The following is a 13592-nucleotide window of genomic DNA, read 5'->3' as shown; positions in this document are numbered from 1 at the left end:
TAACACCCAAGCAATTTGACTACTCTAACGAGCATCAGATTGCGGTGTGTGAAGACGAAGATGAACCGAAAGTTCGACGCTCACAAAACACCGAGATCTATCACATACCCAATTTGCTGAAGCGAGGCCAACTAGCCACGACTCAGTACCCGAATTTCTTGACGACCATAGAGCATTGGAACCACCTGATCCCATCCCGAACTCAGCAGTGAAACGATGCATCGCCGATGGTAGTGTGGGGTTTCCCCATGTGAGAGTAGGTCATCGTCAAGATTAAATTCCGAAACCCCAATTGCGAAAGCAGTTGGGGTTTTGTTTTGGGCGCTTGAAAGTCGGACGCCTTGTCCCCGTACACTTGTTCCCCCCAACCCCGACCTGACTGCCCCGACAAATTTGCACAGTTATTTCTGAGCGACACCACTAGAATAGCCACCTAACCATTTTTAGAGTCAGAGCCCTATCTATGCCCGATCCGGTTGACGCCCGCGAGGTGTCGGATTTACCGCTGGACGATCTGGTGGCATGCCATGAGTGCGACTTGCTGATGCGCAAACCAACCCTCGCCCTCGGCGAAAAAGCCCAATGCCCACGCTGTGGCTACGAGCTATACGCTCACCGGCACAATGTGGTCGAGCGCAGCCTCGCCTTGGTACTGGCAGCCCTGCTGCTGTACGTCCCCGCGAACTTTTTGCCCATCATGCAGCTCAATCTACTCGGGCAGTCCTCGGAGGACACCGTGTGGAGTGGCGTCGTTGGCCTGTTCGATACCGGCATGCAAGGCGTTGCCGCCGTGGTGTTCCTGTGCAGCATGGGCATCCCCTTGCTCAAGTTGCTCTGCCAATTGGCCGTGCTGCTCAGTATTCGCTGGAACATCGGTCGCAACTACGGGCTGCTGCTATACCGCATCTACCACCACATGAAGGACTGGGGGATGTTGGAGGTCTACTTGATGGGTGTGCTGGTGGCGATCGTAAAGCTCGCTGATATGGCCTCCATCACCATTGGCCTGGGTCTGGTCTGCTTCGTCAGTTTATTAATGGTCCAAGTTCTGCTTGAGGTGGTGATGTCGCCCCATCAGATCTGGCAAGCGCTGTCAGGAGAGGATGACCATGCGGGCGATTGATGCGGGTATTCTGATTTGTACTGAATGCCATGAGTTGAACAAGCAGGAAGCGGATACCGATGAGCAACTCTGCACCCGTTGCGGCGCGTTGATCCATGCCCGTCGCCCCAATAGCCTCACGCGCACCTGGGCGCTGTTGATCACCGCGGCGATCCTGTATATCCCCGCGAACCTGTTACCCATCATGACGGTCAACTCCCTCGGCCAAGGTGACCCCAGCACCATCATGTCGGGTGTCATCCAGCTGGTGCAGCACGGGATGTTTCCTATCGCTGCTGTGGTGTTCATCGCGAGTATCCTGGTACCGACCTTCAAGTTGGTCGGCATTGGCCTACTGCTGTTCTCGGTGCAGCGTCACCAACCGCTGTCCGCGCAGCAACGCATTGTGATGTACCGCTTTATCGAATTCATTGGGCGTTGGTCCATGCTGGATATCTTCGTGATCGCCATCCTGGTGGCGGTCGTTAACTTTGGGCGACTAGCCAGCGTCGAGGCCAACCTCGGCGCTGCGGCGTTCGCCAGTGTGGTGATCTTGACGATGCTTGCCGCAGTAACTTTCGATCCCCGACTGATTTGGGATAACACGGAGTCGGACGACGACCATGAGTGATTTGCCTAAAGCTAAAACCCGCCCAGCTTCTAACTGGTCGGCCATTTGGGTGTTGCCCCTGATTGCCCTGATCATTGGTGGCTGGCTGGGGTGGCGTGCCTATTCCCAGCAAGGTATCGAGATTCAAGTTCGCTTTGAAAGTGGCGAAGGTATTCAGGTCAACAAGACCGAGGTGGTCTACAAAGGCATGACCGTGGGCAAGGTCAAAACCCTGGCCCTGGATGACGAGGGCAGCAATCGCGGGGTGATCGCCACCATCGAGATGAACAAGGACGTTGAGCAGTACCTCAAGACCAACACTCGCTTCTGGTTGGTCAAGCCCAGCGTCAGCCTTGCCGGTATCACCGGCCTGGAAACCCTGGTCTCAGGTAATTACATTGCCGCCAGCCCCGGTGATGGCGAGCCCACGCGCAAGTTCAAGGCGCTCTCCGAAGAGCCGCCGTTATCCGACGCCAAGCCCGGCTTGCACCTGACCCTCAAGGCCGATCGCCTGGGCTCGTTGAACCGTGGCAGTCCGGTGTTCTACAAGCAGATTCAGGTCGGCCAGGTCAAAAGCTACCTGCTGTCTGAAGACCAAAGCACCGTCGAGATCAAGGTCTATATCGAACCGACCTACGCCAACCTGGTGCGCAAACACACGCGTTTCTGGAACGCCAGCGGCATCAGTATCGACGCCAACCTTTCCGGTTTGAAAGTGCGCAGCGAATCCCTCTCCAGCATTGTCGCCGGGGGTATTGCCTTCGCCACGCCAGAGAATCGCAAAGACAGCCCGCCCACCGACCCGAGCCTGCCTTTCCGCCTATACGAAGATTTCGATGCCGCCGCAGCGGGGATCAAGGTCAAGGTCAAACTCACCGACTTTGAAGGCCTGCAGGCCGGGCGTACGCCGGTCATGTACAAAGGCATCCAGGTGGGCAGCCTGAAAACCCTGAAGATCGACCCGGACCTGTCCAGCGCCAGCGCCGAGCTGACCCTCGACCCATTGGCCGAGGACTACCTGGTCGAGGACACGCAGTTCTGGGTGGTCAAACCGTCCATCTCCCTGGCAGGCATCACTGGCCTGGAGGCCTTGGTCAAGGGCAACTACATCGCGATTCGCCCAGGCGACAAGGGCACCCCGCCACAACGCGAATACGTAGCCCGCGCCAAGGCGCCGCCGTTGGACCTGCGTTCACCGGGCCTGCACATGGTGTTGCTCACCGACAGCCTGGGCTCGCTGGATGTCGGTAGCCCGATTCTGTACAAGCAGGTCAAAGTCGGTTCGGTGCAGAGCTACCAGTTTTCACGCAAGAAAAAACAACTGGTGATCGGCGTTCATATCGAGAAGGAATATGAAAGCCTGGTCAACGGCTCGACGCGCTTCTGGAATGCCAGCGGCGTCACCCTCACGGGCGGGCTCACCGGCGGTATCCAGGTCAAAAGCGAATCCCTGGCCAGCCTTATGGCGGGCGGCATCGCCTTCGAAACGCCGGAATCGAACGTGCCATTGAAACATCGTATCCCGCGTTTCCGCCTGTATGCCGACCGTGATGCCGCCAACCAGCACGGCACTCTGGTGACCATCAAAGTGGACCGCGCCGACGGACTGAGCGCCGGCACACCGGTGCGCTTCAAGGGGTTGGATGTGGGCAAGATCGAGAGTGTCGACCTCAGTGCCGACATGCAGTCGGTGCTGCTCAAGGCGCGTATCACTCAGGTCGCGGACCGCATCGCGCGTACGGGCAGTCAGTTCTGGGTGGTCAAGCCGGAACTGGGACTGATGAAGACGGCTAACCTGGAAACCCTGGTCACCGGCCAATACATCGAAGTGCAGCCGGCTGCGAAAAACGCCGGCCCGCAGAAGAGCTTTGTCGCCCTGGCCCAGCCGCCCGAAGCGGTGCATCAGGAAGCTGGCCTGAGCCTCACACTCAGCGCGGCCCGCCGTGGTTCGTTGAAGGAAGGGGTACCGGTCACCTACCGTGAAGTGACGGTGGGTAAAGTCACCGGCTATGAGCTCGGCCAGACCGCTGACCGCGTGCTGGTGCACATCCTGATCGAGCCCAAGTACGCGCCGCTGGTACGCAGTGGCAGCCGCTTCTGGAACACCAGCGGCTTTGGCCTCGACTTCGGTTTGTTCAAGGGCGCGACCGTGCGGACCGAGTCCCTGGAGACGTTGGTGGCCGGCGGGATCGCCTTTGCCACGCCGGATGGCGAGCGCATGGGCAACCCGGCACGGCCGCAGCAGACGTTCCCGTTGTTCGATAAGTTTGAGGATGAATGGCTGACGTGGGCGCCCAAGATTCCACTCGGTAAATAAACCGAGGCGCGGCTATCGCGGGCAAGCCCGGCTCCCACAGTTGGAATGCATACTTGCTGAAAATGCATATCCCTGTGGGAGCCGGGCTTGCCCGCGATGAGGCCCACAAACACACCGAAAATCCCAAGCCGAAAAAAAGGCCGCGATCCAAAAGATCGCGGCCTTTTTACTTTCAGTACAGCCCGTCAGACTTCATCCAACTCCGGCTCGTCCGCCTGCACATTCATCGTCGCCTTCACCACATCATGGCGACGGATGTACTTCCAGTCCGCCTCATCAATGTAGATCCCGTTCGGCCCGCTGCCGCCTTCCAGGTCGATCGCCACCTGGGCGGACACCTGCGGCTTCACACTCGCCAGGATCGGCACAAAGCCCAGTTGCAGGCTGGTTTCCAACAGCGCTGCCTGGTTCTTCTCGTCGATGTCTGCCGCTTCATCCAGGTAGTACGGCAAGCGCACGCGACCGGCCTGGTCGCGGTCCATCAGGTGCAGCAACAAGTACATGTTGGTCAGCGCCTTGATGGTCATGGTGGTGCCGTTGGACGCAGCGCCGTCGATGTCGGTATGGATCACTGGCTGGCCGTGGACCTTGGTGATTTCGAACGCCAACTCGAACAAGTCCTTGAGGCCCAACTGGTTATGGTTGGCGGCTACCAGGCGAGCCAGGTATTCCTTGGCCTCTTCGTTCTTGTTGTCCTGTTCGGCACTCTGGCTGAGGTCGAACACCGAGAGGGTCTCGCCTTCTTCATATTGGCCGGCGCTGTGGATGATCTGGTCGATATGCTTGAGCGCTTCCTTGTTCGGTGCCAGCACAATGCGGAAGCTTTGCAGGTTGGAGACCTGGCGCTTGTTGATCTCGCGGTTGAACAGCGCCAGCTGGTGTTCCAGGCTGTCGTAGTCGCTGCGGATATTGCGCAGGGTACGGGCGATGTCGGTGACCGCTGCACGGCGCGCCTTGCCGAGGGTCAGCGCTTCGTCGGTACGGTGTGCATAGGCGTTGATCAGCAGTTGCAGACGACGCTCGACATCATCCTCACTGTCGAACTTGGCCACGCCCTTGAGACGCACCTGGGCGTACAGCGCTTCGATCTGGCCATCGGCGCGCAGCAGGCCTTGCCAGCTGTCCTGATAGTCATTGAGCAGCGGCAGCAGGTTGTCCATGGAGTCGTCGACCGGGTCCATGAATGGCGTGCCGAACGGCAGGTCCGCCGGCAACAGCTGACGACGGCGCAACGCGTCATCCAGCGTGCGTTGCTTGGCTTCCATATCACCGATCTGGCGGCCGACCAATTGCAGCTTGGCCGACAGTTGCTGGACGCGCTCGGTAAAGGCATCGCTGGAACGCTTCAACTCGTCCTGGGCCGCTTCCATCTGCGCCAGGGTTTCCAGCTTCTCGCCTTCTTCGGCGCTCAGGGTCTGGGTGCGGCGGAAGTCTTCCAGAGCCTTCTGGGCATCCAGTACCTGCTGGTACAACGCTTCGGTCTGGGTCTTGCTTGCGGCGCGGTCAGAGGCCACGGCCTGCTGGGTTTTGAGTTGCTTGAGCTCTTTTTCCAGGCGCTCTTTCTGGTCACGCAACGCGGCACGGTCTGCCAGGGCTTGCAGGGCAGGCGGCTCGATGTGCGAGATGTCGATGGACAACCCTGGGACTTCAAAGCGCTCGCCCTTGAAGCCATCGAGGATCTGCTCGAGAGATTTGACCCACTGGCCGTCCACGTCCAGCGTGATGCCATGTTCGCCCAGGGGCAGGCTGAACAACGAGCTGTTGAACAGGCGCATCAGGCGCTCGACGTCCTGCTGCGAGAACTCTTCGCGCAGCTTGGCGTAGCTGTTGTTGTCTGCGTGATCGAGCTGCTGCTTGACCGACTTCAAGCGCTTTTCCAGGTCGCGCAGGCGCTCTTCCAAGTCCTCGGCGCTGAACTGTCGCGACTGCGCCAAGGCGCCCGCCAGTTCATCGTGAGCGTCCTTGGCGGCGAGGAGTTGTTGCTCCAGCATCTTGACGTCATCCACCAGGGCAAAGCGGTGCTTGAGCACCGACAACTCGCCCAGCCAACGCTGGATGCCGCTGATTTCCCGCTCCAGGCGCATCAGCTCCTGGGTGCCGCCGCGCTGGTCGTTCTGCAGCGCGTCCTGCTCGTTGCGGTAGTGTTCGGCCTGGATGGTCAGCTCTTCCTTGCGCGCGCTGGCGTAGTCCGACCAGGTGCCCAGCAATGAATCCAGCAGCGGCGACAGGCGATGCAGTTTGCCGCGCAGGGCGTCGCGCTGTTTCACGCCATTGGCCAAGGCTTCAACCAAGGGGCCGGCTGCCACCAGCGAGTTGTAGTCCTGCTCCATGCGTCGCACATCGCGGAAGGCTTCTTCACAGGCCGCGATGTAGTCGACACTGCCCGAACGCAGGCTGTGTTCGAAGGCATCGAGGAACAGCTGCTTGAGCTTGGCCGCGGTGATTTCGCGCATGTGCAGCAGGTTGATAAACAGCGCGCGGAACGTCTTCAGGCTCTGCTCGCTGGTGGAGCGCAGCGGAATCAGGGTCAGGTCCAGCGGGATCGACGTATGCCCGCCTACCAGCAAGCGCCGCAGTTCATCGGGCTTGAGTTCGTAGGCTTTCAGGCCCTCGCGCTCAAGGTTGGTGAACAGCTCTTTCTGGCGCAGGCAGGTGTCGTTTTTCTGGTAGTGGGCCAGGTCCAGCTTGCCGGCGTAGGCAAAGAACTGGTGACCAAAGCCACCGCCCGGGCCGCGGCCGACCACGCCGATGACGTGGGGGCCGTGGGGTAGCGAGACCTCTACCAGGATGTAGCTGGTGTCGGTGGCAAAGTAAAAACGCCGCGATTGTTCCAGGGTGTACTTGCCGAAGCTCATGTCCGACATGCGTGCCAGGATCGGGAACTGCAAGGCGTTGATCGAGGCGGATTTACCCAGGTTGTTGGCGCCGTACACCGACAGCGGCTCTTCCAGCGGGAACAAGCCCAGGCTGTAACCGGCGGTGTTCAATAGGGCGAAGCGGCGGATGCCGTAGCGTTCCTTACTCATGCGTCGGTCTCCTGTTCTTCGGCAATGGCACGGGCCAGGGCATCTTCTTCGCTTTCTTCAGTGAAGGCGCTCAGATCCAGCGGGTCGTCGGTCTTCAGCAGTTTTTCATCGCTGTCTTCGTCGATGATCACCGGCGCCGGCAGCGGCAATACGCTGTGCACGCTGGCGGCCAGGTCGCGGTCTTGCTGCACCGACAGGCACACATCCAGGAAGCGGTGCATAGGCGGCAGGAAGCGGTAGATACCGTTGTCTTCGCTGGCAAAACCCAGTTGGGTCATGCGGCGCATGATTTTTTCTTCGAGCTCTTCCTGGGTCTGCACCTCGGCCTGGATAAACAGGTCGCGGTATTTCTCCAGCAACGAAGGCAATTCGTCGCGGCCCAGGCTGCCACCGTCGAGCACGGCAATCGGGTCACGGCCCTGGTCGGCCAGGTGTTCGACGATGATGAAGGTAAACAAGGCCAGGCGCTGGGCGGTCTTGTTCACCTGTGCGGCGGCCACGGCAGTGTCCGGCACGAAGTAATAGAAGCCGCGGGTATCGCACACCAGCTCAAAACCCAGGGCCTTGAACAGCGTGCGGTACTGGTCTTGGAAGTTCGACAGCTGCGCGTACAGCTCCGGGTCGCGGCGGCTGACGTGGTAACCCTTGAACAGCTCGCGAAAGATCGGCGCCAGCTGGGACAGTTCGGATAGATCAAGATGCATAAGGCGTGCTCGCAGAATTCTCGGTGGCATCGACGCCGGCCGGGAGCAGGGCGAAGGAGCGCAGGCTGACCTGGTGCTCGTGGGTGTGGTAATCGCGACGTTCCAGGCGCTCGCGCTTGAAGCGTTTTTCCCGGGACAGGCGCGAGAACCAGTACAGCAATTCATCGGTGGCGCCGTCCGGTTCCTGCTCCAGCAGCCAGGTCATCAGGTCGGGCATCGGCAGCGCGTCTTCGCAGCGCTCGAGCATTTCCTTGACCGTACGCGGTGCGCGCTGGGCTTCGCCTTTGTGCGACTTGTGCGCCTTGGGGAAGCGCGCAGGTTTGGGCTCGAAATTGGCCAGGGCATACACATAGGCTTCAACCTGGCTGGCACTACCCAGGAAGGTGCTTTGCGGCCGCGTGAACATCGGCATCGCCGCTTGCGGCACCGCGTCCAGGCCTTTGCGGCGAATCGCCGACAGGGCCAGCGCCGCGCCGCGAGTCACGGCGTTATGCCGGCGTGCTTCTTCACGCAGCGGCAGCAGCAGTTCCCGCGCATGGCGCAAGGTCAGCTGGGCGCTGGTTTGCATTTCGAGGATGCGCGCGTGGGTGCGCAGCAGCATGTCGTCATCCACCAGGTGGCCAAGACGCTGTTGCTCGGTGAGCATGCGCAGCAGCACGTTTTCCACCTTGCGCACGCCTTGCTCGAAGGCGCCGTCGGCGTTCACCAGTTGGATCATCGGTTCGACGTATTCGTCCCAGGTCGCCAATACCTCGGCGTAACGCTGGCGCAACGGGATCTGCCGGTCGCTGGTCTTGGCGCGGTCGGCCACGGCGGCGAGGGCTTGTTCGTCATTGGCGAGCTTTTTGAGCACATCGCGCACGCGCATATCCAACAGGCGCAGTTGCCGGGCCAGGTCGTGGCCGTCACGGATGTCGAAGGCGTCCTGGATATAACCGGCCAGGCGCTCCAGGTGGCGCAGGTAGGCTTCGATTTCCAGGCACAGGCCAAGCCGGTGCTCCTTGCGAAGATAGGCGAGGAAGTCGTGGATCTGCGCGTTGAGCTCGAAACGGTTCGGGCTCTTGGCGACAGGCACCAGGATATCCAGGCGAATCCACACGTCCAGCAGGCTGGTGATGTCCTGGGGCGTGCTGTCCAGTTGTTGGGCGGCCAACTGTGCGCGCAGCTCGGCCAGGCTCAGGGTGCCTTGGTCGAAGTGTTCGCACAGAGGCTCAAGTAAGGCCCAGTGTTCGGCGAGGGCGCGCAGGACGCGCTTGGGTTCGATCATGGGAATGGCCGGCTGGTTGGCGATTAAAAGTCGCGATTGTACTGCATCACGCGGGGGATTTATCCACAGCCGGTCAGTGCGCAGTGGGCGATTGTGGTTGAACAGCGGTAGAATCCCCGCTCTTTACTTATCCACAAGTGGCCGAGCTGTGCTTATCGAGTCCCGACGTCGCGCTTACTTGACCGCCATGCAGGTGGTCAACTGGCTGCCCCGCACCGAACTGCCGTTTGCCGCGCCGTCGCGGCCCGAGCTGTTGCAGGCGCTTGAGCCCTATGAGGCGTTCGAGTCGTCGGGAGAAGAGGCGGCCGCGCCTGTGGCGGTGGTCAAGCCTACCCCTGAGGCGCGTCCGGCGGTCGAGCGAGCCAAGATCGAAGTGCCTCGCCCGGCGCCGGTGACCAAGGCTGCCAAGGTGGTCGAAGAGGCTGCGCCGGTGGCCAAGGCGCCGGTGGTGCCGCCGCCACGCTTTGCCCTGCAGTTGCTGCGGGCCGGGCGTTGCCTCTTGCTGGTAGAACTGCCGACCGGCGAGCGTTTCCAGTCCCGTGACCCGGCCTACCTGTTGCTCAAGGACATGCTGCGCGCCGCCGGCCTGCCCGACAGCCCGCAAATTGTCGGGGAGCCGGTGCGCTGGCCGCTGCTGGTGCGCGGCACCATGGACCAGGGCCCCGAGGCGGCGCGGGATTTCGTCCAGGGGTTTGTCTCGGCGCGTCTGGAAGACGAGCCCTGCGTGTGCCTGTGGCTGATCGGCCTGCCCGCCGTACGGTTTGCCGGTGAAGCCAATGCTGAGGCCTGGTACCGCGAGCTGCAGGTTGAAGGCCTGGGGTCGGTGTGGGCCCTGCCGGGTCTGGAATTATTAATGGAAGAGCCACAGCGTAAGGCTGATGTCTGGCAAGCCATGCGCCGGCTGATGGCGCGCTGGAAAACAACTGATGAGTGAGGCTTTATCCTTTCGCCCGATGACCGAGGCCGACCTCGACGCCGTGCTGAAAATCGAATACGCAGCGTTCAGCCACCCCTGGACCCGCGGGATTTTTCTCGACGGGCTGGGCAAGTACCAGATCTGGTTGATGTTCGAAGGCGAGCAGCAAGTGGGGCATGGGGTGGTGCAGATCATCCTCGATGAAGCGCACTTGCTGAACATTACCGTGAAGCCGGAAAACCAGGGCCGGGGCCTGGGCCTGGCCCTGCTGGAGCACTTGATGTCCCGTGCCTATGCGGCCAATGCCCGGGAATGTTTCCTGGAAGTGCGTGACAGCAATACCGGCGCGTTTCGGTTGTATGAGCGCTATGGCTTCAACGAGATCGGCCGTCGTCGGGATTACTACCCAGCAGTCGGTGGCCGCGAAGATGCAGTCGTGATGGCCTGCACCCTCGTCGACTAAACAACCGTGAGCTGTAGGAGCGAGCTTGCTCGCGAAAAACGTCAACGATAACGCGTGCTTCCTGGATGAACGCGGCGCCTGTGGGTTTTTCGCGAGCAAGCTCGCTCCTACACCTACATAGGGTGATGATCGATCAGCGCTTGCGGTTCAGTGGGTCCAGATCAGCCAGTTCCGCCTCATCCAGCCCATTCCCGCCACCAATGTCATTTTCTCCCACGACGCTCAAGTCGTAGTCGGCGGCATTGTCTTCGCCTTGCTCCTGCGCATCCCGCGCGCCATCCTCACGGATCAGCGTTTCCGGGCTCATATCGTCATCGGTAGCTTCATGATCATCCGTCGAAGCCCCGGTCAGCCCGGCCTCGCGCACCCGTTCGTCGGGCATCAAGTGGTCGCGTTCACCGCGGGGCAGCTCGTCGCCGATTTCTGCAGTCTGGTCGGGCTCGTCAAAATCCAGCTCGCGCATCGAACCCATGCGGTCTTCGTTGTCATCGATCGGTTCGGGCTGCGTTGCGCCGTAGGGACGTCGTGATTCAGTCATGGCCAATCCTCATACTGTGGGGCTTATAGTGTGTGGACAGGCATGGCAGCCAAAAAATTCAAGCTAATTAGCGCCTGGCGTGACCCGGACGAGGGCTTGTCAGTCACAAAACTGCGCATCATTCCTGAGGCTTCCCTGATGAACGAACTACAAGACCTGCTTGATAACAATGAACGCTGGGCGGATGCGATCAAACAGGAAGATCCCGAATTCTTCGCCAAGCTCGCCCGCCAGCAAACCCCCGAATACCTGTGGATCGGCTGCTCCGATGCCCGTGTACCGGCCAACGAGATCGTCGGCATGTTGCCTGGTGATCTGTTCGTACACCGCAACGTCGCCAACGTGGTGCTGCACACCGACCTCAACTGCCTGTCGGTGATCCAGTACGCGGTGGATGTGCTCAAGGTCAAACACATCCTCGTCACCGGCCACTACGGTTGTGGTGGTGTGCGTGCGTCGATGCAGGACCGCCAGTTCGGCCTGATCGACGGCTGGCTGCGCACTATTCGCGACCTTTACTACGAAAACCGCGATGTGCTGGCCCAGTTGCCGACCGAAGAAGAGCGCGTAGACCGCATGTGCGAACTCAACGTGATCCAGCAGGTGGCCAACGTCGGCCACACCAGCATTGTGCAAAATGCCTGGCACCGTGGGCAGAGCCTGTCGATCCATGGTTGCATCTATGGCATCAAGGACGGCCGCTGGAAGAGTTTGAACACCACCATCAGTGGCTTTGAGCAACTGCCGCCGCAATACCGCCTGCGTCCGTTGGGCGAAGCCTAAGGTCGCTTGTGCTCGCGCCACCAGGCCATGAAGGCCTGGCCTTCGGCGTTCAGCGGCTCCTTGCTGCCGGTGATCCAGCCCCGGCAGTTCAGCTCGCCGCAATGGCAAGCGAACTGCCGGGCCAGGGTGTCTTCGGTGGTGGCGTAATCCAGGGTCAGCAGGCTGCCGGCGTGGATGGGTTGCACCGTCCATAGCTCCAGGTACGTGGTGTCCAGAAACACGTTCGGGTTGCAGGAGTGCTGTAACAGGCCGCAGAACCAACAATCGTACAAGTGGATGCGGGGTGACAGCTGCAGCGTGTGCGGGCGACGTTCGCTCACGGCATAACCGGAAACCTGGGCAATGCGCATGCGACTCTCAAAGGCAATGCGCGCCGTGACCCTGGCCGAAATCCCCTCAGCATCCTGCTTGACCTCAAAGTGCTCGGTTGAGGGGTAACCCTGTTCCACGAGCAGCGTCTTGAAGGGATAGAGGCAGTCATTCACAGCCGTTTTAGCCTTATCCATGGCTCGAGTTTTCATCACTCTCCTGAGCGGGGCTGCATGGACGTGCGGGTGTGACGGCCAGTCTTGCAGCAAATGGGCGCGGCCCAAGATTCGCCGAAGTGGGATCCGATTTCTACTGTCAAAGTTGACAGTAGAAACGGTTTCTTCGCCTTAAAGCGCGGGGGCTGTGACGGTGGGCGCGGGGGCGGCATTTCTCAGCTGTTTCAACTGTGCCTTGATGGGCGCTGTGGCGCACTTGGCGTTGGCGCGCTCGGGCGTCAGCTGGCGCACCGAGGTGTAGAACAGCTCACACGTCTGCTCCTTGCGCGTGACCTGCCACGTATTCAGGCAGGCCTTGAGCAATACATTGGCATCGCTGGCGGGTTTCTGGCCCATGCCGGCTTGCCAGCAGGCGGCGCTCAAGTCTTGGCCCATCACTTTCAAGCCGGCGTCGTCGGCCTTTTGTTCGTCACCGTCATAACTGTCGGGGCTGGCCGCGTACCAAATGTAGCTTGGGTGGTTGGCGCCCAATACCGCGACGGTTTTGCCGGGCTCCGGGCTGATCTGCGCCAGGTTCAGCACGCCCACGGTTTGCCCGTATTGTTGCTTGATCCAGTTACGCACCGGTGCGCCGAAGGCCACCATCGGCAACGCGCCGCCAGGGCGCAGGCTCAGTTCCTTGACCATGCGGGTCTGGTAGTCGGTGAAGTAGCCATAGACGGTTTCCAGATCTTTGCCGGCATTGGACGGCGCAGCGATGGGCGCGATATCGATGATGGTCTGGTACGCCGGCGTTTCCGTGGCCGGTACGCCATTTTCGCTTAGCAAGGTGGCCCAGCGGTCGGTGGTGGCCGATTCCAGGTAATCCTGGGCTTGGGTCAGCGAGTAATCCGGAGGGAAGTGCAACAGCTCGATGCTTTTGCGGTTTTCCAGGGCCATGCCTAACGGCAGGAACAGGTACCAGTTGTAGGCCCATTTGCCGTCACTGTTGAGCTGGCGGGCACCTTGGTAAGCCAGGTCGGCGGTATTGAGCAGCGTGGTCAGCGGCTGGCCGTAACCGTCTGGCACGCCGCTGAAGGTCGCCGTGACCTGACCGTCGTGGGACTTCACACTGACCTTGGCCCGGCTGTAACCGTCACGTTGCAGGCTCTGGTTCAAATAGTGTTCGGCGGTCTGCTCCAGTGACCATGGCCGAAAGCAGATCACATTGCAGTTGTTGGGGTACGCGAACAACTGGGTGACGCGCTGCGTGCTGCCCAGTGGCACCTCGATGTCGGCGTGTACGACCGCACTCGCCAGCAGTGCGACGAGGGTGAAGGACAGCCTGGTCGGTTTAAACATAGTCGATTCCTTGTCAGCGAAGCCCGTCTGCGCGGGATGG

At 60.7% G+C, this 13592-nt stretch carries 12 protein-coding genes and 1 rRNA gene; 7 read left to right on the top strand and 6 right to left on the bottom strand.

Features of this window, described 5'->3' with window-relative positions; all coding sequences use genetic code 11:
* Positions 1-157 precede the first annotated feature (157 nt).
* The 4 genes from rrf to V8689_RS26365 all read left to right on the top strand — a co-directional run bounded on the left by rrf (position 158) and on the right by V8689_RS26365 (position 4029).
* Positions 158-273: ribosomal RNA gene (gene rrf / locus V8689_RS26380) — 5S ribosomal RNA — on the top strand.
* A 190-nt stretch (positions 274-463) separates the two neighbouring features.
* The gene (locus tag V8689_RS26375) at positions 464-1123 is read left to right on the top strand and encodes a paraquat-inducible protein A (protein ID WP_056787042.1); all 660 of its coding nucleotides are present in this window, start codon (positions 464-466) and stop codon (positions 1121-1123) included.
* Entirely contained in the window at positions 1110-1733 is a 624-nt protein-coding gene (locus V8689_RS26370) for a paraquat-inducible protein A (RefSeq protein ID WP_044271248.1), read from the top strand. The genes V8689_RS26375 and V8689_RS26370 overlap by 14 nt, the downstream gene beginning before the upstream one ends.
* Positions 1726-4029 (top strand): PqiB family protein, encoded by a 2304-nt coding sequence (locus V8689_RS26365; RefSeq protein ID WP_056787040.1) that lies wholly within the window; start codon positions 1726-1728, stop codon positions 4027-4029. Before V8689_RS26370 ends, V8689_RS26365 begins: the two co-directional genes overlap by 8 nt.
* Positions 4030-4214: 185 nt before the next feature.
* Here V8689_RS26365 and mksF read toward each other — a convergent pair whose 3' ends face one another.
* From mksF to mksB, 3 genes are read right to left on the bottom strand one after another with little or no spacing between them, the layout of a single operon-like run.
* On the bottom strand, positions 4215-7055 hold the full coding sequence (mksF, locus tag V8689_RS26360; protein ID WP_056787037.1) for an Mks condensin complex protein MksF: 2841 nt from the start codon (positions 7053-7055) through the stop codon (positions 4215-4217).
* Positions 7052-7759, bottom strand: a complete 708-nt coding sequence (gene mksE, locus V8689_RS26355; RefSeq protein ID WP_003188281.1) for an Mks condensin complex protein MksE — start codon at positions 7757-7759, stop codon at positions 7052-7054. The genes mksF and mksE overlap by 4 nt, the downstream gene beginning before the upstream one ends.
* A complete protein-coding gene (mksB, locus tag V8689_RS26350; RefSeq protein ID WP_032893713.1) occupies positions 7749-9026 on the bottom strand; it encodes an Mks condensin complex protein MksB in 1278 nt (425 codons plus the stop codon). Before mksB ends, mksE begins: the two co-directional genes overlap by 11 nt.
* Before the next feature lie 187 nt (positions 9027-9213).
* On the opposite strand from mksB, the gene V8689_RS26345 reads away from it, so the two are divergent.
* Together V8689_RS26345 and rimI are read left to right on the top strand one after the other, a co-directional pair.
* Positions 9214-9960 (top strand): hypothetical protein, encoded by a 747-nt coding sequence (locus tag V8689_RS26345; protein WP_056787034.1) that lies wholly within the window; start codon positions 9214-9216, stop codon positions 9958-9960.
* Positions 9953-10405: a ribosomal protein S18-alanine N-acetyltransferase gene (gene rimI / locus V8689_RS26340; protein ID WP_003188286.1), complete on the top strand. Its 453-nt coding sequence runs from the start codon at positions 9953-9955 to the stop codon at positions 10403-10405. Before V8689_RS26345 ends, rimI begins: the two co-directional genes overlap by 8 nt.
* A 133-nt stretch (positions 10406-10538) precedes the next feature.
* Here rimI and V8689_RS26335 read toward each other — a convergent pair whose 3' ends face one another.
* Positions 10539-10943, bottom strand: a complete 405-nt coding sequence (locus tag V8689_RS26335; RefSeq protein WP_056787032.1) for a hypothetical protein — start codon at positions 10941-10943, stop codon at positions 10539-10541.
* Between the two features lie 138 nt (positions 10944-11081).
* Here V8689_RS26335 and can point away from each other — a divergent pair, with 138 nt between their 5' ends.
* Positions 11082-11726: a carbonate dehydratase gene (can, locus tag V8689_RS26330; protein WP_003188288.1), complete on the top strand. Its 645-nt coding sequence runs from the start codon at positions 11082-11084 to the stop codon at positions 11724-11726.
* Here can and V8689_RS26325 read toward each other — a convergent pair.
* Positions 11723-12247: a hypothetical protein gene (locus V8689_RS26325; protein WP_056787029.1), complete on the bottom strand. Its 525-nt coding sequence runs from the start codon at positions 12245-12247 to the stop codon at positions 11723-11725. The genes can and V8689_RS26325 overlap by 4 nt on opposite strands.
* Positions 12248-12382: 135 nt before the next feature.
* On the bottom strand, positions 12383-13552 hold the full coding sequence (locus V8689_RS26320) for a hypothetical protein (RefSeq protein WP_056787028.1): 1170 nt from the start codon (positions 13550-13552) through the stop codon (positions 12383-12385).
* Positions 13553-13592: the final 40 nt, after the last annotated feature.

Source organism: Pseudomonas sp. AK181 (assembly GCF_051122975.1).
Classification (GTDB): domain Bacteria; phylum Pseudomonadota; class Gammaproteobacteria; order Pseudomonadales; family Pseudomonadaceae; genus Aquipseudomonas; species Aquipseudomonas lactis.
This window is presented reverse-complemented; position numbering and strand designations above follow the sequence as displayed.

Bases quoted from the DNA above. Each gene is read 5' to 3' on its own strand.
- V8689_RS26375 (WP_056787042.1), top strand. From the start codon at position 464: ATGCCCGATCCGGTTGACGCCCGCGAGGTGTCGGATTTACCGCTGGAC.
- V8689_RS26370 (WP_044271248.1), top strand. From the start codon at position 1,110: ATGCGGGCGATTGATGCGGGTATTCTGATTTGTACTGAATGCCATGAG.
- V8689_RS26365 (WP_056787040.1), top strand. From the start codon at position 1,726: ATGAGTGATTTGCCTAAAGCTAAAACCCGCCCAGCTTCTAACTGGTCG.
- mksF (WP_056787037.1), bottom strand. From the start codon at position 7,055: ATGAGTAAGGAACGCTACGGCATCCGCCGCTTCGCCCTATTGAACACC.
- mksE (WP_003188281.1), bottom strand. From the start codon at position 7,759: ATGCATCTTGATCTATCCGAACTGTCCCAGCTGGCGCCGATCTTTCGC.
- mksB (WP_032893713.1), bottom strand. From the start codon at position 9,026: ATGATCGAACCCAAGCGCGTCCTGCGCGCCCTCGCCGAACACTGGGCC.
- V8689_RS26345 (WP_056787034.1), top strand. From the start codon at position 9,214: ATGCAGGTGGTCAACTGGCTGCCCCGCACCGAACTGCCGTTTGCCGCG.
- rimI (WP_003188286.1), top strand. From the start codon at position 9,953: ATGAGTGAGGCTTTATCCTTTCGCCCGATGACCGAGGCCGACCTCGAC.
- V8689_RS26335 (WP_056787032.1), bottom strand. From the start codon at position 10,943: ATGACTGAATCACGACGTCCCTACGGCGCAACGCAGCCCGAACCGATC.
- can (WP_003188288.1), top strand. From the start codon at position 11,082: ATGAACGAACTACAAGACCTGCTTGATAACAATGAACGCTGGGCGGAT.
- V8689_RS26325 (WP_056787029.1), bottom strand. From the start codon at position 12,247: ATGAAAACTCGAGCCATGGATAAGGCTAAAACGGCTGTGAATGACTGC.
- V8689_RS26320 (WP_056787028.1), bottom strand. From the start codon at position 13,552: ATGTTTAAACCGACCAGGCTGTCCTTCACCCTCGTCGCACTGCTGGCG.